The 20,073-nt window shown below is 72.9% G+C and carries 13 protein-coding genes and 1 pseudogene; 5 read left to right on the forward strand and 9 right to left on the reverse strand.

The window, feature by feature from the left end; genetic code table 11:
• Positions 1–4 precede the first annotated feature (4 nt).
• The gene (locus tag ABZ471_RS17490; RefSeq protein ID WP_359067399.1) at positions 5–2,569 is read right to left on the reverse strand and encodes a CHAT domain-containing protein; all 2,565 of its coding nucleotides are present in this window, start codon (positions 2,567–2,569) and stop codon (positions 5–7) included.
• A 185-nt stretch (positions 2,570–2,754) separates the two neighbouring features.
• Here ABZ471_RS17490 and ABZ471_RS17495 point away from each other — a divergent pair, with 185 nt between their 5' ends.
• The 3 genes from ABZ471_RS17495 to ABZ471_RS17505 are packed head-to-tail and all read left to right on the forward strand — an operon-like array spanning position 2,755 to position 5,299.
• The gene (locus ABZ471_RS17495; RefSeq protein WP_359067355.1) at positions 2,755–4,182 is read left to right on the forward strand and encodes a S8/S53 family peptidase; all 1,428 of its coding nucleotides are present in this window, start codon (positions 2,755–2,757) and stop codon (positions 4,180–4,182) included.
• Entirely contained in the window at positions 4,179–4,817 is a 639-nt protein-coding gene (locus tag ABZ471_RS17500) for a sigma-70 family RNA polymerase sigma factor (RefSeq protein ID WP_359067358.1), read from the forward strand. The genes ABZ471_RS17495 and ABZ471_RS17500 overlap by 4 nt, the downstream gene beginning before the upstream one ends.
• Positions 4,814–5,299 carry a hypothetical protein gene (locus ABZ471_RS17505; RefSeq protein WP_359067360.1) on the forward strand — a complete coding sequence of 162 codons (486 nt, stop codon included), beginning with the start codon at positions 4,814–4,816 and terminating at the stop codon, positions 5,297–5,299. The genes ABZ471_RS17500 and ABZ471_RS17505 overlap by 4 nt, the downstream gene beginning before the upstream one ends.
• 177 nt (positions 5,300–5,476) lie before the next feature.
• Here ABZ471_RS17505 and ABZ471_RS17510 read toward each other — a convergent pair.
• The 3 genes and pseudogenes from ABZ471_RS17510 to ABZ471_RS17520 form a co-directional block, all read right to left on the reverse strand.
• A pseudogene (locus ABZ471_RS17510) lies at positions 5,477–5,644 on the reverse strand (cytochrome P450); the annotation flags it as partial.
• A 77-nt stretch (positions 5,645–5,721) separates the two neighbouring features.
• Positions 5,722–6,513, reverse strand: coding sequence for an N-formylglutamate amidohydrolase (locus ABZ471_RS17515; RefSeq protein WP_359067362.1), 792 nt, complete (start codon positions 6,511–6,513; stop codon positions 5,722–5,724).
• A 122-nt stretch (positions 6,514–6,635) separates the two neighbouring features.
• Entirely contained in the window at positions 6,636–8,855 is a 2,220-nt protein-coding gene (locus tag ABZ471_RS17520) for an NADP-dependent isocitrate dehydrogenase (protein ID WP_359067364.1), read from the reverse strand.
• 218 nt (positions 8,856–9,073) lie between these two features.
• Between ABZ471_RS17520 and ABZ471_RS17525 the strand changes: the two genes are divergently transcribed.
• Together ABZ471_RS17525 and ABZ471_RS17530 are read left to right on the forward strand one after the other, a co-directional pair.
• Positions 9,074–10,618, forward strand: coding sequence for a M1 family metallopeptidase (locus ABZ471_RS17525; protein ID WP_359067366.1), 1,545 nt, complete (start codon positions 9,074–9,076; stop codon positions 10,616–10,618).
• Between the two features lie 111 nt (positions 10,619–10,729).
• Positions 10,730–13,876: an amidohydrolase family protein gene (locus ABZ471_RS17530; protein WP_359067368.1), complete on the forward strand. Its 3,147-nt coding sequence runs from the start codon at positions 10,730–10,732 to the stop codon at positions 13,874–13,876.
• Positions 13,877–13,903: 27 nt separating this feature from the next.
• Here the strand turns inward: ABZ471_RS17530 and ABZ471_RS17535 are convergent, their stop codons facing one another.
• From ABZ471_RS17535 to ABZ471_RS17555, 5 genes are all read right to left on the reverse strand, one after another.
• On the reverse strand, positions 13,904–14,284 hold the full coding sequence (locus tag ABZ471_RS17535) for a VOC family protein (protein WP_359067371.1): 381 nt from the start codon (positions 14,282–14,284) through the stop codon (positions 13,904–13,906).
• Between the two features lie 149 nt (positions 14,285–14,433).
• On the reverse strand, positions 14,434–15,525 hold the full coding sequence (locus ABZ471_RS17540) for a mechanosensitive ion channel family protein (protein WP_359067373.1): 1,092 nt from the start codon (positions 15,523–15,525) through the stop codon (positions 14,434–14,436).
• A 217-nt stretch (positions 15,526–15,742) separates the two neighbouring features.
• Positions 15,743–17,356, reverse strand: a complete 1,614-nt coding sequence (locus tag ABZ471_RS17545) for a phospholipase D-like domain-containing protein (RefSeq protein WP_359067375.1) — start codon at positions 17,354–17,356, stop codon at positions 15,743–15,745.
• Positions 17,357–17,404: 48 nt separating this feature from the next.
• Positions 17,405–18,973: an amino acid permease gene (locus ABZ471_RS17550; RefSeq protein WP_359067377.1), complete on the reverse strand. Its 1,569-nt coding sequence runs from the start codon at positions 18,971–18,973 to the stop codon at positions 17,405–17,407.
• A 65-nt stretch (positions 18,974–19,038) separates the two neighbouring features.
• The gene (locus ABZ471_RS17555) at positions 19,039–20,031 is read right to left on the reverse strand and encodes a hypothetical protein (RefSeq protein WP_359067379.1); all 993 of its coding nucleotides are present in this window, start codon (positions 20,029–20,031) and stop codon (positions 19,039–19,041) included.
• Positions 20,032–20,073 lie beyond the last annotated feature (42 nt).

A 20,073-nucleotide genomic window follows, 5' to 3' on the forward strand; every position in this document is an offset into this window, starting at 1 on the left:
CCCCTCACGCCGCCCCGAACGCCGCGAACGCCCAGCCCGTCGCCTGGTGGACCGGGTCCCCGGGCTGGGCGGCGCGGGCGTCGCGCAGGGCCTCGGCCAGACCGAGGCCCGCGTCGAGGCCCTTGTGCAGGGCGAGCATCAGCGGCACCACGGCGGCGTCGTTGACCGGCGCACTGCTCGCCACCACCCCGGCCGTGCCCAGCGGGAGCAACGCGGTGACCAGGCCGAGGAGTTCGTCGGCACCGACCGAGGCGAGGCGGGCGGTGTCGCAGCTGGAGAGGATGATCCGGTACGGGCTGCGGGCCAGGCGCTCGAAGTCGTGCACGATCAGCGGGCCGTCGGCCATCCCCAGCGCGGAGAACAGCGGGCTGTCCGCACGGAACGTGCCGTGCGCGGCCAGGTGCGCGAGGGCCGCGCCGTCGAGTTCCTCCAGCACTCGGGGGACCTGTGCCGCCTCGCCCTCCAGGACCGTCGCCGTGCCGTACCGGTCCGCCAGTTCGGGGACCTCTGCGCCGCCCGTGGCGAGGCCGGGCCCGCGCACGAGGACGTGCCGGCCGCCGGGCGGCGGCTCGGTCTCCCGGGCCCGCAGCCAGCTGCCCGCCGACGGCGACACGCTGAGCACCCGATCCCGCAGCGCCGGCAGCAGCGCCCACGGCACCCGGTGCAGCGCCCCCGGTGGCACGATCACCACCGGCCCGGACCCGAGGTGCGCGGCGGCACCGCCCAGCAGCAGTTCCTGGAGGCGACGGCCCGCCGCCTCCACCAGCGGCAGCCGCGCCTCGCCTCCCGGATGGGCGAGCCGCCGCAGCCCGGCCTGCACATGCTCGGCCTCGGCCACCGCCTCCGCCAGCGCCCCGCCCGCGAACCGCCGTACCCGGCCCTGCCCGCACAGCAGGACGTGCACCCGCCCGTCCACCACGGCGAGTTCGACCAGCAGCGACCGGCCGAGCCGGTCCAGCAGGCGGCCGGCGTCGAAGCGGTCGCCGTCGCCCGGCGCATCGCCGCGTATGTGGTGGGTGCGGGAGCGGATCTCCCGCTCCAGCCGCCGCTGTTCGCGTTCCAGGGCCGGGACCGGGCGGCCCTCCCGGCGTGCCTCCGTCGCGCGGGCCGCTATCTCCCGGTAGGCGGTGAGGCTGCCCAGCAGGGCCGGGTCGGCGGGCGGCCGGGCGGGCGGCGCGGACAGCACGGTCGCCCGCCAGCGCTCGCTCCACTCCAGCAGCCGCCGCGGGCCCCCGCGCGCGAGGCTCACCTCCTGGGCGAGCGCGGCCAGTTCGGCGCCCTGCGCGGTGGCGCGGGCCCGCAGCTCGGAGGCGCCGAGCGTCATCCGGTGGTCGTCCAGGACGTCCAGGCCGCGCCGGCACGCCTCCAGCACGCCGCGCCCGGAACCGGCCGCCCGGGCCCGCAGCGCCTGCGCCGCCCAGCCCGTCATGCGGGCCGGCGGCGGCCCGGCGTGCCGGCTGCGCGCGGCGACCGCCAGGTGCCGCTCCGCCTCCGCCGTCCGGCCGAGCGCGAGCGCGATCCGGCCGGCCAGCAGCGAGGCCTCGGGCGCCGCGGGCGAGCCGAAGGCGGCCAGCCGCTCGGCGACCGCCGCCGCGTCCGCGACCAGCCGCCCCGACCTGCGCCCGGCCGCCGCCCGGGCCTCGATCAGCACCAGCCGGGCGTGCGCCTCCCACCAGCTGCGCCGCTGCCCCGCGAACAGCCGTACGGCGACGGCGGCGCGCGCGATGGCGGTGTCCGGGTCCCCGGCCGAACGGGCGGCCCGCGCGCCTGCCAGCAGCAGCTCCGCCTTGCGGGTGGACTGCCCACCCATCCGGTCCAGCAGCGCGATCGCCGCGTCCGCCTCCGCGAGCGCCTCCGGGGCGAGCCCCGCCGCCATCAGCACCTCGCAGCGCCGGATCGACAGCATGAACGTGGGCGTGCCGAGCTTGCCGTACCGCTCCTCGGCCTCGTCCAGCAGCCGCAGCGCCGCCGGGATGTCCCCGGACCGGAACGCGGCCAGGCCCCGGCTCTCCACCGCGTCCGCCTTGTCGTGCTCCTGGCCGGTGGTCTCCCACAGCCGCTCCGCCGCCGTGAAGTCCGCGACCGCCCGGTCCACCGCGCCCAGCGCCAGATGCACCGTGGCCCGCAGGGTCAGCGCCCGCGCGGTCCAGATGCCGTCACAGGCCTGCCGCAGCACCGGAAGCGCCCGCCGGACGTCCTCCAGCGCCTCCCGGTGATGTCCCAGCACCCACCACACATAGGCCCGTCGGTACAGCACCCGTGCCCTGGTGTGTCCGCTGCCCCGGGCGACACCGTGCTCGAACGACGCGAGCCCCTGCCGCGTGCGCCCCGCGTGCACCAGTGCGACCCCCAGCGTCGCGAGCACGTCGGCCTCCCGCTCGGCCGACTCGGCGCGCGCGGCGAGGTCCCGGGCCCGGCGCAGATGCCGCAGGGCGATCCGCAGATCGCCGAAGTCCCGCTGCCAGATGCCCAGTACCTGGTGGGCGACGCTGGCGTGCAGCGGCGACGGATCGGTGTGCAGTACCTGATCCGCGCGTGCCCGGGCCTCGCCGGGATCGGCGAACACCATCGGCAGCAGCTCGAGGACCGACTCGCTTCGCGCTGTCACCCCTCGTATGGTAGTGGCCTGCGCAAACTCATCACACGGGTTCTCCGTGGTCTCCTCGGCCTGTACCGGGCGTACGCGCGGGCTGTATCAATCGGTCGTCGGGCGACTCTGACTGTCGGACACCGTCTCAGGGGGAGGACACACCCATGGCACCACAGCGATTCCACGAGCAGTTCGACCACTTCCAGCGCTCGATGCCCGACATCCCCCTGGCCATGGGGCCGGACGACGACGCCCACTTCCTGTACGAAAAGGGCGTCGTCCTCGCCCGTGACGGGGAGGAGGCCCTCGCGGTCGAGGACGCCGTGCGCACCCACTTCACCGACACCCAGGGCCTGGTCCCCGACCATGTACGCCGGGCGGGCCCGGAGACCAACCGCACCGGCGTCACCCGCATCCGGGTCGGCGACCCCGCTCAGGGAGACGACGTCGTCCCGCACGCCCTGCGGGCCCTGCGGGAGGCGGAGGGACGCCGGGGCCGCCGGCTGGTCAGGCGCAACCACGTGGTCCACATCGCCCCGGTCAACGCGTGCCCCGGCGACGAGCCCGTACCCGCGCCGCGCAGCGAGCCGGCCAACCCGGCGGCGCAGGAGGGCCTCCACGACCCGGACACGGCCGTCGGCGTCCTCGTCATCGACACCGGCCTGACGCACGACTACCGCTCCTACCCGCTGCTCGCCCACACCGTCGGCGACCCGCAGGTGACCGAGACCGGTTCCGACGGAGTGCTCCGCCAGTACGTGGGCCACGGCACGTTCATCGCCGGGATCGTGGCGTCCGTCGCGCCCAACACCGACGTCACCGTGCGCGGCACGCTCAACGACGTGGGCGCCATGCTGGAGTCGGAGTTCGGCGCGAAGCTCTTCGAAGCGGTGGACCAGGCCGGCTGGCCCGACATCATCAGCCTCTCCGCGGGCACCTCCACCGGCTCGGGCGAAGGCCTGATCGGACTGGAGGCGTTCATGCGCGAACTCCGCGAGCAGCGGACGCTGTTGGTGGCCGCGGCGGGCAACAACGGCAGCGACACCCCGTTCTGGCCGGCCGCCTACGCGTCCCTGCCGGAGTACGCGGACAGCGTGTTGTCGGTCGGCGCGCTGCGGGGGGACGGCGAGTCCGCCGCCTGCTTCAGCAACCACGGCCCCTGGGTGCACGTCTACGCCCCCGGCGAGCGGCTGACCAGTGCCCTCACCGGCTTCGACACGCCCGTGCCGTACGTCTACCAGCACTCCACCTACGACACCTGCCGGTTCGGCTCCACCTACGCCTGCACCTGCCGGTACCCCCGCCACACGGGCGTGCTGAGCGAGGCGCGCGAGAGCACCGCGGCCAAGCCCGACCAGGTGATGTTCGACGGACTTGCGCACTGGAGCGGCACCTCGTTCGCCACCCCGGCCGTCGCCGGGCTCGTCGCCGCCCACATGACGGCGCACAAGGAGTGCGACCCGCGGGTGGCCCGCGCACAACTGCTGGGCTCCGTCACGGAATCCGCCGAGGTGCGCGGGGACCGGGTCCCTGCGCTCCGGCCGCCCACCTGGCGCCCGGTTTCCGTCGTGATCCCGGCTCAGCCCGTATGAGGGCCGGAACCCTCCACTCCGCGGCGTACGATGACGTGCCGTACACGAGGGGTGGAGCCGTGGACCGAACAGAGGTCGGCGCACTGGTCCGGTCTGCCGTCGACGGCGACGCCGCGGCCTGGAAGGCACTGGTGGAAGGGATGAGTCCGCTGGTGTGGTCGGTCGTGCGCGCACACCGGCTCTCGGACGCCGACGGACACGAGGTCTACCAGACCGTGTGGTTCCGCTTCGCCCAGCACCTGGGCCGGCTGCGGGAGCCCGACAAGGCGGGCGCCTGGCTGGCCAGCACGGCCCGGCACGAGTGCCTGAAGGTGCTCCGGGGGCTGACCCGGCTGACGCTGACGGACGACCCGCAGGTACTGGACCGGGCCAGCGAGGAGCGGACGCCGGAGCAGTCGGTGATCGACGCCGAGGAGGAGGCCGACCAGGCCGAGCGGGTCCGCCGGCTGTGGCAGGAGTTCGAGGGACTGGGCGAGCGGTGCAGGCAGTTGCTGCGCGTGCTGATGGCCTCGCCGCCGCCCAGCTATCTGGAGGTGTCGTCCGCGCTCGGCATAGCGGTCGGCAGCATCGGACCCCTGCGCCAGCGCTGTCTGCGCCGGCTGCGGGCCCGGTTGGACGCACGGGGGGCGGCATGAGCGACGTGAACGGGAACGGATTTCCCGAAGAGGACTTCGACGACACGGAGTTCGACGGCGACCTGCTGGAGGAGGAGCTGCGCCAGGCGGCCGCCGTCCTGGACCCCGTCCCCGCCGGACTGCGCCAACTGGCGCTGGACGCCTATGCGTTGCACGACCTGGACGCCCGGATCGCCGAGCTGACCTTCGACTCGCTGGTGGACGCGCTGCCGGTCAGGGGAGTGCCGGACGCGCCGCGGATGCTGACCTTCCGCGCGGGCGAGCTGACCGTCGACGTCGAGGTCACCGGGGAGGGGCTGATCGGACAGGTGCTGCCGCCGCAGTCGGCGCGCATCGAGGTGCTGGGCGGCCCGCAGACGACCCGGCCCGTCACCGTCGACACGCTGGGCCGTTTCACCAGCGAGGAGCCGCCCGCCGGCCCGTTCGCCCTGCGGCTGCGGACCGGCGGCCAGGTGATCGTCACGGAGTGGCTGCGGGCCTGACCCGGGCCACCAGGTGACGGGCAGCGTCCGCGGCCTGTGGATCTTCGTCCGCGGCGCACCTGCCCGGGCGGCACCGCGAGGCGCAGCCCGGGCAGCCGGTCCAGCAGCGGGTCCGCCAGCAGCTCGGTCTGCAGCCGGGCGAGGACGGCGCCCGTGCAGTGGTGCGGGCCGTTGCCCCAGCCACGCCCACCCCTCGCCGAACGGCAGCCGGATCCGGGTCGGCGGGCCCTCGCGCATCAGGCCGGCGAGGACCGGGTCGAAGTCCGTACCGTCCTGGTCGAGCAGCGGCCGGTCCCGCACGGGCGGCGGGGCCCGGCCGGTGAGTGTGGTGGTGTCGTCGGTCATGACCCAACCCTCCGACGCGCCCCCCGCTGTCCTGCGGGAGTGCTCCGGCCGGAGGGCGCGGGCCTGCCGGACGGGCCCTAGACGGCGTCCGCGAGGGCGGCCAGGGCGGTGGCGAGGCGGTCGAGGCCCGGACCGGCCGGACCGCCGGGCTCGGCCATGTACGTGTCCCGCCGGATCTCCACCATCAGTGCGCTCACCCGCCGGTCCCGCCCGTAGTACTCCAGCGGCACATAGGTCCCGCTGAACGGACTGTCCAGCCCTGTCTCCCCGCACCCCGCGAACGCCGCCCGCGCGGCCTCCCTCAGCCCCGGCGGCGTGTGGAAGGCGTCCGTGCCGAGACACACGGGCGGTCGCGGCCCCTCCCCGTGCAGCTCGTACGGCAGCGGCTCGCTCGGATAGGAGTGCACATCGATCACGACGGCCCGACCGGTCGCGGCGAGCCGCCCGGCCACCGCCTCGGTCATCGCCCGCGCGTACGGCCGGAAGTACCGCTCGACGAGCGGCTCCGGGTCGGTGTCCGCGGGCCGCAGCCCGTCCCGGTGCGTGGTCCGCGTGTACACGGCTCCCATGCCCGCGGCGAGCATCTCCTCCCGCTCGTCCGGAAACCGCTCCGGATCCACGACCAGCCGCGACAGCCGGTTGACGAACCGCCAGGGGGTGAGTCCGGCCAGCCCGGCCGCCCGCTCGGCGATCCGGTCGGTGTGCGCGTCGGTGATGTGGTCCAGCTCCGCTCCGAGCGCCGCGTCGTCCAGCAGGATCCCCTGGCGCACGTCCCCCGGTATCGCCCGCGCGGCGTGCGGCACATGCAGCAGCACGGGCGACTCGGCGGCACCGGGCAGAAGGTCGAACGAGGACGAGGACGCGGTCACGGGCTGCTCCGGGGGCGTTGTCGGGGGCGTGGTGCTGGATCGGGGCGGACACACCTCCGCCCCGGTCGGGGCACGACCGGGGCGGAGGTTCACTCACGGCTGCGGCTGGAGTGCCGCGGGCGTCAGCTCAGGGACGCAAGGGCCCCGTTCCACGTGGCCGACGGGCGCATGACCGCGTCCGCCTTGGCCTTCTCCGGCTGGTAGTAGCCGCCGATGTCGGCCGGGGAGCCCTGGACGGCGACCAGCTCGTCGACGATCGTCTGCTCGTTGGCGGAGAGCGTCTCGGCAAACGGCGCGAACGCCTTCGCCAGGCCGGCGTCGTCGGTCTGCCTGGCCAGCTCCTGCGCCCAGTACAGGGACAGGTAGAAGTGGCTGCCGCGGTTGTCGATGCCGCCGACGCGACGGGTCGGGGACTTGTCCTCGTTGAGGAAGGTCGCCGTGGCGCGGTCGAGGGTGTCGGCGAGGACCTTGGCGCGCGTGTTGCCGGTGGCCGCCGCGTACTGCTCGAAGGCGGGGACGAGCGCGAAGAACTCACCGAGCGAGTCCCAGCGCAGGTAGTTCTCCTTGACCAGCTGCTGGACGTGCTTCGGCGCGGAGCCGCCGGCGCCCGTCTCGAACAGGCCGCCGCCCGCCATCAGCGGGACGACCGACAGCATCTTGGCGCTGGTGCCCAGCTCCAGGATCGGGAAGAGGTCGGTCAGGTAGTCACGCAGCACGTTGCCGGTCACCGAGATGGTGTTCTCGCCGCGGCGGATACGCTCCACCGACAGCTTGGTGGCCTCGACCGGGGACAGGATCTTGATGTCCAGGCCCTCGGTGTCGTGCTCCGGCAGGTACTGCTTGACCTTGGCGATGAGCTGCGCGTCGTGCGCGCGGTCCTCGTCCAGCCAGAACACGGCCGGGTCGCCGGTGGCGCGGGCGCGGGTGACGGCGAGCTTCACCCAGTCCTTGATCGGCGCGTCCTTGGTCTGGCAGGCCCGGAAGATGTCACCGGCGGCGACCGGCTGCTCGATCACGACGTTGCCGGCCGCGTCGACCAGGCGGACCGTGCCGGCGGCCGGGATCTCGAAGGTCTTGTCGTGGGAGCCGTACTCCTCGGCCTTCTGCGCCATCAGGCCCACGTTCGGGACCGAGCCCATGGTGGACGGGTCGAGGGCGCCGTGGGCGCGGCAGTCCTCGATCACGGCCTGGTAGACACCGGCGTAGGAGGAGTCCGGGATGACGGCGAGGGTGTCGGCCTCCTGGCCGTCCGGGCCCCACATGTGGCCGGAGGTGCGGATCATGGCCGGCATCGAGGCGTCGATGATGACGTCCGACGGCACGTGCAGGTTGGTGATGCCCTTGTCGGAGTCGACCATGGCGAGGGCCGGGCCCTCGGCGATCTCGGCGTCGAAGGAGGCCTTGATCTCGGCGCCCTCGGGCAGGTTCTCCAGGCCCTTGAGGATGCCGCCCAGACCGTCGTTCGGGCTCAGGCCGGCCGCCTTGAGGGTCTGGCCGTACTTCGCGAACGTCTTCGGGAAGAAGACGCGCACCACGTGACCGAAGATGATCGGGTCGGAGACCTTCATCATCGTGGCCTTGAGGTGCACGGAGAAGAGGACGCCCTCCTCCTTGGCGCGGGCGACCTGCGCGGCCAGGAAGTCGTTGAGCTGCGCGACATGCAGGACGGAGGCGTCGACGACCTCGCCCTCCAGGACCGGTACGGACTCCTTGAGCACGGTGGTGGTGCCGTCCTCGCCGACCAGCTCGATCTTCAGCTTGCCGGCCTCGGAGATCACGGCGGACTTCTCGGTGGAGCGGAAGTCGTTCTCGCCCATGGTCACCGCGTTGGTCTTGGAGTCGCTGCTCCAGGCGCCCATGCGGTGCGGGTGGGTCTTGGCGTAGTTCTTGACCGAGGCGGGGGCCCGGCGGTCCGAGTTGCCCTCGCGCAGGACCGGGTTCACGGCGGAACCCTTGACCTTGTCGTAGCGGGCGCGGATCTCGCGCTCCTCGTCGGTCTTCGGGTCGTCCGGGTAGTCCGGCAGCGCGTAGCCCTTGCCCTGCAGCTCGGCGACGGCGGCCTTAAGCTGCGGGATCGAGGCCGAGATGTTCGGCAGCTTGACGATGTTGGCCTCGGGCGTCTTGGCCAGCTCGCCCAGCTCGGCCAGGGCGTCCGGGATGCGCTGGCCTTCGTTCAGGTACTCCGGGAAGTGGGCGATGATGCGCCCGGCCAGCGAGATGTCGCGGGTCGTCACGGGCACACCGGCCTGCGAGGCGTACGCCTGGATCACCGGCAGGAACGAATGCGTCGCCAGGGCCGGGGCTTCGTCTGTGTAGGTGTAGATGATGGTCGAGTCAGTCACCGGGTGCTCCGCTCCACGTCTGCAACATTGCTCGACATCAAGATATCTCGTGATCGAGGCGGGCTCGACAGGGGTCGTGTCTCGAAAAGGTGCCGGGCGGGTGCAACCGACTCCGCCGACCTTGTGGTCATGACAAACGATCGCCCACCGACCATGCGCGATCGCCCACCGACCGGCGGCCGGCTCCGACCGTCCGGCCGCCCGAGCGAAGGCGGACCATGAGATATCGCACCAGAGTGACGGCCCCCGCGGCCGTTCTGACGGGTACGACGGCTGCACTGACCCTAGGCTCCACGGCCCGGGCGACGGCGGACGGGAACACGGGGGACCCGGGCCCGGAGACCCTCGGTGACCCCGTCTTCCCGGCCCTCGGCAACGACGGCTACCGCGTGTCGGCGTACCACCTCGACCTCACATACGACCCCACGACCGGACTGGTCGACGCCACCGCCACCCTGCGGATCCGCACCGCGCGGGCGCTGACCCGCTTCTCCCTCGACGCGCTCGGCCTGGACATACTGTGCATACAGGTCGGCGGTCGCACGGCCGTCTGGGAGCAGGCCGACGAGAAATTGCGCATCACGCCCGCCCGGCCGCTCCCCGCGAAGGCGGTCGCGACCGTCCGGGTCGAGTACCGCGCCGACCCGCGCCGCACCCTCGCGCACACCGCCTGGGTGCCCACCCCGGACGGCTTCGCGATCTGCCCGCAGCCGAACTCCGCGCACACCGTCTTCCCGTGCAACGACCACCCCTCCGACAAGGCGGACTTCAGCTTCCGCATCACGGTCCCGAACGGGCTGCGCGGCGTGGCGAACGGCCTGCTCACCTGCACCGAGGAGGTGGACGGCGACCGTACGGCGTACTCGTACCGCTCGCTTTCGCCCATCGCCACCGAACTCGTCCAGATCACCGTGGGCGACTACGTGATCAAGGACCGCGAGGGCCCGCACGGCCTGCACCTGCGCGATGTCGTCCCCACCGCCCGCGCCACCGCCCTGGAACCGGCCCTCGCCCTCACGCCCGGCCTGGTGACCTGGCTGGAGGACCGCCTGGGCGCCTTCCCGTTCGAGACGTACGGCCTGCTGCCGTGCAACTCCGACAGCGACAAGGCCTTCGACTTCACCGGCCTGGAGACCCAGACCCTCACCCTGTACAAGCCGAACTTCCTGCTCCAGGAGGAGAAGAAGATCGGCTCGCACATGATGCACGAGCTGGTCCACTCCTACTTCGGCAATCTGGTCAGCCCCGCCACCTGGGCCGACCTGTGGCTGAACGAGGGCCACGCCGACTTCTACGGGCTGCTCTACCGCTACGAGCGCGGCTGGGCCGACTCCCTGGGCCTCACCACGCTGGAGGCCCGGATGAAGGACACCTACGCCAAGGGCGACCAGTGGCGCCACGACTCGGGCCCGGTGGCCGCGCCCGACGCGGTCGACCTCTTCGACAACCAGCGCTACCTGGGCGGCGTACTCGTCCTGTACGCCTTCCGGCAGCTGGTCGGCGAGGACGTCTTCCACGCGGTCGAGCGCACTTTCCTGGACCGCTTCCGCAACTCCTCGGCGTCGACCGACGACTACATCGCGGTCGCCTCCGCAGTGTGCGGCCAGGACCACTCCGGCTTCCTGCGCGACTGGCTCTACGGCACCAAGACCCCGCGGATGCCCGGCCACCCCGACTGGACGGTCACCCCGGTCGGTTCGTCCCCCGCGGCCCCGCACAGCCTGCGCGGCGGCCACTGGCACGAGAACTCGGCCACCCTCTGACCGGAACGTGGCGGGCGCCGCCGCGCGCTCCGGCTCCGCCCGCCACGTACCGCCCGGCCGCTCGTTGCACTCGTCGGACCGGGTGTTCGTGCGGGCGGGAGGGACGACGACATGGGTTTCGGCTTCGTCAGCCGTCGGGGGTTCCTGGAGGCCTCCGCAGCCGGAGTGGCCGCGGCCGCGTCGCCGGCGCCGGCCTCCGCCGCGGGCCGGCGAGCCGTCCGCGAGGGGCAGCAGATCCTCACGTACCACGAGACGACCGGCGGATCGGTCACCGCCTGCCGGGGCGGCTCGTTGCTGATCGCGGAGGTGCAGGGCGTCCTGTGGCACGTCCCCCGCGACGGCGGGACGGCACGGCAGCTGACGGACTGGTCGCTCGAGGCGACCCGCCCCGCGCTGTCGCCGGACGGTGAGCGGCTCGCCTTCTGCGGATACCGCGGCGGCACCTTCCACCTGTGGTCGATGCGGCCCGACGGCAGCGAGCTGCGGCAGCTGACCGACGGGCCGTGGGACGACCGCGGGGCGGCCTGGTCACCGGACGGGACGCGCATCGCCTGCTCCTCCGAGCGCGGCGGAGACGCCGTGACCGGCACCTCCTTCGGCCTGTGGACCCTGGACGCGGACGGCGGCCGACTGCTGAGGGTGACCGGCGGGGACTTCGAGGACTTCGATCCGGCGTGGTGGCCGGACGGCCGCTCCCTGGTCTGCGTGCGGGCCGCGCACCGGCCGGACGGTGGGAACGACGGCGGCCCGGCCCTGGTCCGCGTGCCTGCTTCCGGCGGCCCGGCGGAGGTGGTGTACACGGTGGCGGAGGGCAGGCTCCAGTGCCCGTCCGTCTCGCCCGGCGGGCGGATCGCCTGTCTGCACTTCTCCGGGACGGGCGACTCGCCGTCCCTGCCACCCTCGCGTACGGCGCTGATGGTCGACGGGCACGTCGTCACCGCGGACGAGGACCTGGCGGCGGCCCCGCCGTGCTGGCTGGACGAGGACCGGCTGCTCTACGTCGCGGACGGACGCATCCGTATCCGCACCCTGGCCGAACCCTCCGTCGCGGACGTCCCGTTCACCGCCCGGATGCCGGTGCCCAGGCCCCGGTGGCGGCCCAGGACCCCTGCCCTCGGCACCCCGGCGCCGGACCCGGTGCGCGGTATCCACCTGCCGGCCCTGTCACCGGACGGGCGACAGGTGGCGTTCGTGGCACTCAACGCGCTGTGGCTGCTGCCCGTCGACGGCGCACCGCGCCGACTCCTCCAGGGCGAGCCCGCCCACTACGTGCAGATGCCCGCCTGGGAACCCGACGGACGCAGCCTGCTGTACTGCACCGACCGGGACGGCCTGGTCGCGGTGCACCGGATCGGCCTGGCGGACGGCAGTGAGGGACCGGTCGCCGGGGGCGGGCGGCTGCACCCGGCCGTCTCGCCCGACGGTTCCCGGCTGGCCTGCCACGACATCGCGGGCAATCTCCTGCTGCGGGACCGGGCGAGCGGGCAGGAGCGGGTGGTGGCCCGGCCGCTGGCCACCGACGGGCCGCCCGGCGCCCCGACCTGGTCGCCGGACGGCCGGTACGTGGCCTTCTGCGACCGCAACCGGCTCAACCACCGCTTCCGCGAGGGCTACAACCTGATCCGCGTCGTCGACACCCGCACGAGTACGGAGCAACGCCACCTGCCCGGGCCGCACCAGTCGCTGTCCGACCGTGTGGCGGCCGGACCGGTGTGGTCACCCGACGGCCGCTGGATGGCCCTGGTCGCCGAGTCGGCCCTGTGGCTGCTGCCGGTCGCCGCCGACGGCACGCCCACGGGTCCGGCCCGGCGGCTCACCGACGAGCCGGCCGACCACCCCAGCTGGGCCGGCGACTCGCGCACCCTGCTGTACCTGTCCTGCGGACGGCTGCGCCTCATGACCCTGGACTCCGCGGCCGCGGCCGAGGGCGTACGGACCCTGTCCGCCGGAGTGCCGACCCGCCCCCGTACGACGGTGGCCCGGGAGAAGCTGCGGATCCACGCGGGACAGCTGTGGGACGGCACCGGCGCCGCTCCCCGCCGGGACGTCGACATCCTCATCAGCGGCGACCGCATCACCGCCGTGGAACCCCACCGGACGCGCCGCCCGGGGCACCGTACCGTCGACGCCTCCGAACAGACCGTGATCCCCGGCCTGTTCGACAGCCACACCCACCCCTACAACGCCACCTACGGCGCCCGGCAGGGCCTGACCGCGCTCGCCTACGGCATCACCACCACCGCGTGCCTCGGCGGACCGCTGTACGAGGCGGTCCGGCTGCGCGAGTCGGCCGCCACCGGACGCTCCCTGGGACCGCGTCAGCTCGCCTGCGCGGAACTCATCGACGGCTCCCGCACCGCCTACAGCATGGGGCGGGCCCACCGCACCCCGGCCGGCGTCGCTCGCACCCTGCAGCGGGCCACCGCCCTGGACGTCGACTTCGTCAAGACCTATGTGCGCGCCCCGGGGCAGGTCATGGCACAGGCCGCCGAGGCGGCGCACCGGCTGGGCGTGCCCTGCGGCAGCCACCTGTGCTCACCCGGCCGGTCGGCCGGCCAGGACCTGACGACCCATCTGCAGGCCACCCAGCGCCTGCCCCACGGGCACGCCAGCACCCCGCTCGGGCACATCCACCAGGACCTGGTACAGCAGTACGCCGACGGCTCCTACTGCCTCGTCGCCACCCCGTTCACCGCGCAGTGCCTCCTCGGCGACGATCCGGGACTGGCCGACGACCCCCGGGTGACGCACCTCATGCCGCCGTGGGACGTCGCCGCCGTCCGCGACCGGGCCGACGCCGCGCCCACCGCGCCACAACGGAGCGCCCTGGCCGTGGAGATGGCCGGCTACCGACGGCTGGCCGCCCAGGGCGCCGTGCCCGCCCTGGGCACGGACTCCCCGCTGGTTCCCGTCGGCCTGTCCCTGCACCTGGCCCTGCGTGCCCTGCACGCCCACGGCTTCACCGTGGCGCAGGCCCTGCACTGCGCCACGTCCGTCCCGGCCCGTCTCTTCGGCCTCGGCAGCGACCTCGGCACCGTCCAGGAGGGCAGGATCGCCGATCTGACCGTCGTCAACGGTGATCCGTTCACCGACTTCACCACCCTCGTCGACACGCCCCTGGTGGTGCGGGACGGCATCCTGCACCACCAGAGCGACCTGACAGACGCTCATCAGCGCCGCGACCACCTCGCACCCCGGGGCGCCACCTGGCTCGAGGTCGCCCACGGCCTGCGGCGCGGCTCGTGCTGCCACACGTAGAGGGTCCCGCGGGGTGACCGATGAGCATCAGAGGGGGTTGAGGCGGGCCTTGAGCAGGCAGAACTCATTGCCTTCGGGGTCGGTCAGGACATGCCACTGCTCCTGCCCTGTCTGACCGATGTCGGCCGGGCGCGCACCGAGCTTCAGAAGGCGTTCGAGCTCGGCGTCCTGATCGCGGTCGGTGGCGTTGACGTCGATGTGCAGCCGGGACTTGCCCGGCTCCGGCTCGTCCCTGCGACTGAGGATGATCGTCGGCTGCGGACCACCGAACCCTTCGCGCGGCCCGATCTCCAGCGTGCCGTCGTCCTCGCGGTCGAGCACGACGAAGTCCAGGACCTCGCACCAGAACCGTGCCAGCAGCTCAGGGTCGCGGCAACCGAGCACGAGCTCACTGATACGACATGCCATGGACGAAACCTACTCTCGACGTGGGGACTGCCGGGGCGACCACGCGCGGAACTCTTGGGCTCCCAGCAGTGAAAACAATCCCGCGACCGTACCGGACGAGGCGACCACGGCGAAAAGATTTTCGGACCGCCCCTGTCCGGGCACACGGCCTAGTCGGCCACGGCCGAACCCGACGGCATGTCCTCCCCGCTGCGCTGCTGCGGAATCACCACCGCGCCCTGCTGCAGCGCCACCGTCCGGGTCGGGGCCGGGATGCGGATGCCCTCCTCGCGGTAGCGGCGGTGCAGGCGCTTGATGAACTCGTGCTTGATGCGGTACTGGTCGCTGAACTCGCCGACGCCGAGGATCACCGTGAAGCCGATGCGCGAGTCACCGAAGGTGTGGAAACGGATGGCCGGTTCGTGGTCCGGGACGGCGCCGGTGATCTCGGCCATGGTCTCGGCGATGACCTCGGTCGTGACGCGCTCGACGTGGTCCAGGTCGCTGTCGTAGCTCACGCCCACCTGCACCAGGATCGTCAACTGCTGCTCAGGCCGGGTGTAGTTGGTCATGTTGGTCTTCGCGAGCTGGCCGTTGGGGATGACCACCAGGTTGTTGGACAGCTGGCGGACCGTCGTCTGGCGCCAGTTGATGTCCACCACATAGCCCTCCTCGCCACTGCTCAGGCGGATGTAGTCGCCCGGCTGGACGGTCTTGGAGGCGAGGATGTGGACGCCCGCGAACAGGTTGGCGAGGGTGTCCTGGAGGGCGAGGGCCACGGCCAGACCGCCGACGCCGAGGGCGGTGAGCAGGGGCGCTATGGAGATGCCCAGCGTCTGCAGCACCACCAGGAAGCCGATCGCCAGGACCAGCACCCGGGTGATGTTGACGAAGATGGTCGCCGAGCCCGCCACGCCCGAGCGGGACTGGGTGACCGAGCGGACCAGACCCGCCACGACCCGGGCCGCTGACAGGGTCACCACGAAGATCAGCCATACCTGGAGGATCTGGTCGGTGTGGTGCTGGACGGTGTGGGTCAGCGGCAGCACCGCCGCGGCCGCCGCGGCACCGCCCGCGATCGCCGCCCAGGGGACGACGGAGCGCAGTGTGTCCACGATGACGTCGTCACCGCTCCACTTGGTCCGCTTGGCGTGCTTGGCCAGCCAGCGCAGCAGCGTGCGCGACAGGAAGGCCAGCACCAGGCCCGCGGCGAGGGCGATGCCGGCGAGGACGAGGTCGTCCAGGGTCAGCGCGCGGTTCACCGGTCACCCCCGGGGCGCAAAGCTGCTGCGCAGAGCCTGATGTGAAGTCTCGTCACGTTGTCACCTGCTCGATGTCCGGAATGTGCGATCGCGCCGCCCGCCCGGTCACCGGCGGTCGGCGCGATCGTTCATCCTGCCGTATCCGGCACACCGGTTCGCACCATGGTCCCGGACCGAGCGGCGCTTGTCCGTGGACTCCCCCGGGGACGGCGGACCGTCAGATCCGGCAGAGCCCCCGCTCGTAGTCGACCGTGGCGGACTCCTTGGAGTAGGCCCACTGCGGGCTCAGCAACTGGGCGTCGAGCTGCTGGGCGGCGCCGGGGCTCTCCACGATGTACCCGAAGTCCTGCAACCACGCCGGGTAGAGGTTCTTCGAGCCGATGTAGAACGCGGAGCCGTCGACCGAGACCAGCTTGTGGTGCTGGGCATAGGCGTGTCCGTCGGCCCACTTCGCGCTCGGGGAGCTGCGGAAGGAAGCGAGCTGCAGGTGGGAGCAGAGCGCCGCCGTGGCGCTGCGCTCGTCGCCGGTGACCCGGACGAGCCGGCTGCGCAGTACGTCGCTGATCTCGGAGAGGGACCTGATCTGCGAGTAGCCTCCGCTGCCGACGGCGCCGCGGTTGGCCGGGTCGCTGACGACGATGCGTACCTTGACGCCGGCGGCGAGCTTCGCGGCGAGGGCGTCGTAGACGCGGGTGTCGTAGCGGGGCAGCGGCGGGCAGGTCGCGTTGAGGTCCTGCTGCGAGATCTCGATGTGGTCCCTCGCGCTGGAGATCAGTGACCGCAGCGCGCTCTCCTCGGGGTTGACCGTGTCGTAGTCGCGGTCCCCGTTGGTGTTGTCGTGCAGCCCGACCACGCACCGGGTGCCGGACGTGTCCGGCAGAGCCGGACGCCAGGTGGAGGCGGGATCGGCGTCCTCGATGCCCACGCCGAGCCCGCCGACGGCGATCACCGGTACATCGCCGGTGGCCGGGACGGCACGGGGGTTCGTGTCGCGCTCCATGGTGGCCATGCAGTCCGCTCCGCCGGAGGAGGCGTACCAGACGGCGGCGATGTTGCTCCTGTTGCGGCAGGTCCAGGTCCACAGCCGGTCCAGGTACCGGCCGGCCGAGCCGGCGGCGGGGCCGGTCAGGGCGAGGTCGACGTCGGTGACCGGGTGGGCGGTGTCGAGGTAGTCGCCCTTCCAGTTGTTGATGCCGCCCGTGACCGCGGACTCCCCGTCGACGACCAGGAGTTTGGAGTGGTTCCACGAGAAGGCGGTCTTCGACGTGGTCATCGAGGCGACGTCGAGCGTGATGGCGTCGGCCGCCGGGCCGAGCCTGCTGCGCAGGTCGTCCCGGTACTTCGAGGGCAGCACGGTCATGTGGTAGACGGGCGCGGCCCCGACGAGGACCCGGACCTTGAGCTTGTGGCCCGAGGCCACGGAGGACTTCAGGCCCGCGACGACGGCATCCTGGAAGGCGCCGTCCGGGAAGGGCGCGAGACTGGAGATGTCGACGGTCCGCGTCGCCCGGGAGATGTTCTCGGTCATCTTGGCCAGCAGTCGCTCGGTGCCGGGGCGCTGCGTGCAGCCGGCGTCGCCCCAGCAGCCGGGCGTCTGGAGCAGCCAGCCGGAGGGGTCGTCGGCCGTGGCGTCGAGCCGGTTGCCGCTCGTCCGCTCCCACACGTCCCCCTCGAGGCCGGGCGAGACCTCACGCAAGGTGCTTTCCACGGCGTCGAGATGGGGGGTCGCCGAATCGGCGGCGCCGGCGGGCGCGGCGGGCAGCACGGCCAGGGCGAGGGCGGATATCAGTGTGGCGCGCGCCGTACGGTCTAAGCGGAGCGAAAAGATCATCCGCAGAAGTTACCAGGCAGTATCTTCGGGTTCGAAGAAGGCTTCCGATCAGACGATGCCCTCCGCGAGTTCGGCCTGGTCGCGGTCGCTTCCGTAGGCGGCGGTGGTGGGCGTGCCGTACGAACGGCGGGCCACGTACCACCAGACGCTGGCCAGGACCAGGACGACCGCGAGGGCCACGGCCGCGTAGTTCATCGTGTCGACGGTGACCGGCGAGGACTGCGGCAGGCAGAACAGGACCGTCACACAGGCCACCCAGACCACGGCGATCCAGCCGATCGGCCTGCTCCACCGGCCCAGGTGCCAGGGGCCCGGCCGGAAACGGTCGCCCGCGCGCAGCCGCAGCAGGACGGGGATGGCGTAGGCGGGGGTGATGCCGATGACGTTGATGGCGGTGACCGCGCCGTACGCCGTCGCCGAGTACAGGGACGGCAGGGCGAGGACGCCGGCGACGATCACCGACAGCCATACGGCGGCGACCGGGGTCTGGGTGCGGTCGCTGACCTTGCGCCACAGGTGCGAGCCCGGCAGGGCGCCGTCCCGGCTGAACGCGAACACCATGCGGCTGGCCGCGGCCACCTCGGCGTTCCCGCAGAACAACTGGGCGACGATCACGACCAGGAGCAGCGCGCCGGCCCCGTCGGTGCCGAGGCCGTCGAGCAGGATCTGCGCGGGCGGCACACCGGTGTCGGTGCTGCGCGTGGCGTCGTAGTCCTGGATGGCGAAGGTCAGTCCGGCGAGCAGCACGAAGCCCGCGATCCAGGACACCCAGATGGACCGTACGATGCCCTGCGCCGCCGACACCGAGGCGTTGGAGGTCTCCTCGGACAGGTGCGCGGAGGCGTCGTAGCCGGAGAACGTGTACTGGGCGAGCAGCAGGCCGATCGCGGCCACGTACAGCGGGCTCGACCAGCCGGTCTCGTTCACGAACTCGGTGAACACGAAGGACGGTGACTGGTGGTGGTCCGGGACGATCGCCAGCGCCCCGACGATCAGCGCGACACCGGCCAGGTGCCACCACACGCTGACCGAGTTGAGCAGGCTGACCAGCCGGACGCCGAACAGGTTCAGCACCGCGTGCAGCAGGAGGATGGCGCAGAAGATCAGCATGGTTCTGCCGGGGGTCGGCTCGAAACCCCACTGGAGGTTGGCGAACGCGCCGGCGAACAGGGCCGCTCCGTAGTCGATGCCGGCGATCGCGCCGAGCAGACCGAGCAGGTTCAGCCAGCCCGTGTACCAGCCCCACCGTCTGCCGCCGAGCCGGTCGGCCATGTAGTACAGGGCGCCGGAGGTCGGATAGGCGCTGGTGACCTCGGCGAGCGCGAGGCCCACGCACAGCACGAACAGGCCGACACCCGCCCAGCCCCACAGCATCACGGCGGGCCCGCCGGCGCCCAGACCGAAGCCGTACAGGGTCATGCAGCCGGACAGGATCGAGATCACCGAGAAGCTGATCGCGAAGTTGCCGAACCCGCCCATGCGGCGGGCCAGCACCGGGCGGTAGCCCAGCTCGCGCAGCCGCTGCTCCTCGTCGTGCTGGGGGTGCGCGGATGCGGGGGACGGATCGGGAGCGGGCGACGGATCCGATGCGGGGGAGCGGTCGGGTGCGGGGGACATGCGGAAACCTCCGGGGGCGTAGGGGGCGTAGGGGGCGTAGGGGGAACAGGGGAGCCCGAGGGGAGTCAGGGGGTGGTGCCGGAGTCCTCGACGGCGGCTCGGCTACGGTCCCTGGCCTGCAGGAAGACCTCGACGGCGCGGCCGCGGTCGGGGGTGCGGTACATCCAGGGCGGGGGCGTGAAGTACGGGCCGATCGCCTCGAACACGCGGGCCGCGTCGGGGAACCGGAGGGCGCCCCACAGGGCGTGCGCCAGGTGGTTGAGGTCCAGCAGCGACTGCTCGGCCCGGGGCGCGTGCTCGAACCAGGAGTGCAGCGCCCGCCGCGCCTCGCGGGTCGCGTCCTCCGCCACCCAGTGCAGGTCGAGCGCCGCGTCGTGCCCGCTGCCGCGCCGGTAGCGCTCGACCCGGACGTACAGCGGCAGCAGATGCAGCGCCGACCCGGGCGGTGCCGAACCGGCGGCCCACTGGGCGTAGCCGGTGGCCTCGGCGAGCCGGTCCGAGGACCCGATCGCGTACAGGAACTGGAGCATCCGGTGGTGGGCCTCGCGGTTGTGCGGGTCGCGCCGGCCCGCCTCCGCCAGCAGCCCCCACGGGCCCGGCGGCAGCGTGGGCTCCGGCGGCTGCTCCCGGTGCTCGTCCCAGCGCCGCGCCGGATCCAGCTGGGCCAGCGCGAGCAGACACACCCAGGGCACCGGGTCCTGTGGGGCGGCCTCGGTGGCGGACTGCGCGGCGTCCCACGCCTCGATCCACAACTCGTGCGTCCGGCGGTGCCGTTCGCGTTGCGCCCGCAGGGCCCGCTCCACGCCGACCCGGGCGTGCATCACCGCGGCCGGCACACTGCGCGGCTCCTCCGCGCGCCAGGCCCGCACCACGTCGGTGCCGGCCGCGGCGGCCGCGAGGATCTGGGTGCGCTGGGTCCACTGCCACCAGCTCGTGGTGTCCGCGAGCAGGGCGCGCATCGCCATCCAGCGCCCGGTGCGCAGATCCTGGAGGGCGGTGCGCAGGGCGCCGTCGTGACCGGCGGGGTCGTAGGAGGGGCGTGCTCCTTCTCTGGCCATCAGCCGCCCGTCCCGGTCCGCACGCGGACGGGCAGGGTGGCG

Source organism: Streptomyces sp. NPDC005728 (genome assembly GCF_040630895.1).
GTDB lineage: Bacteria > Actinomycetota > Actinomycetes > Streptomycetales > Streptomycetaceae > Streptomyces.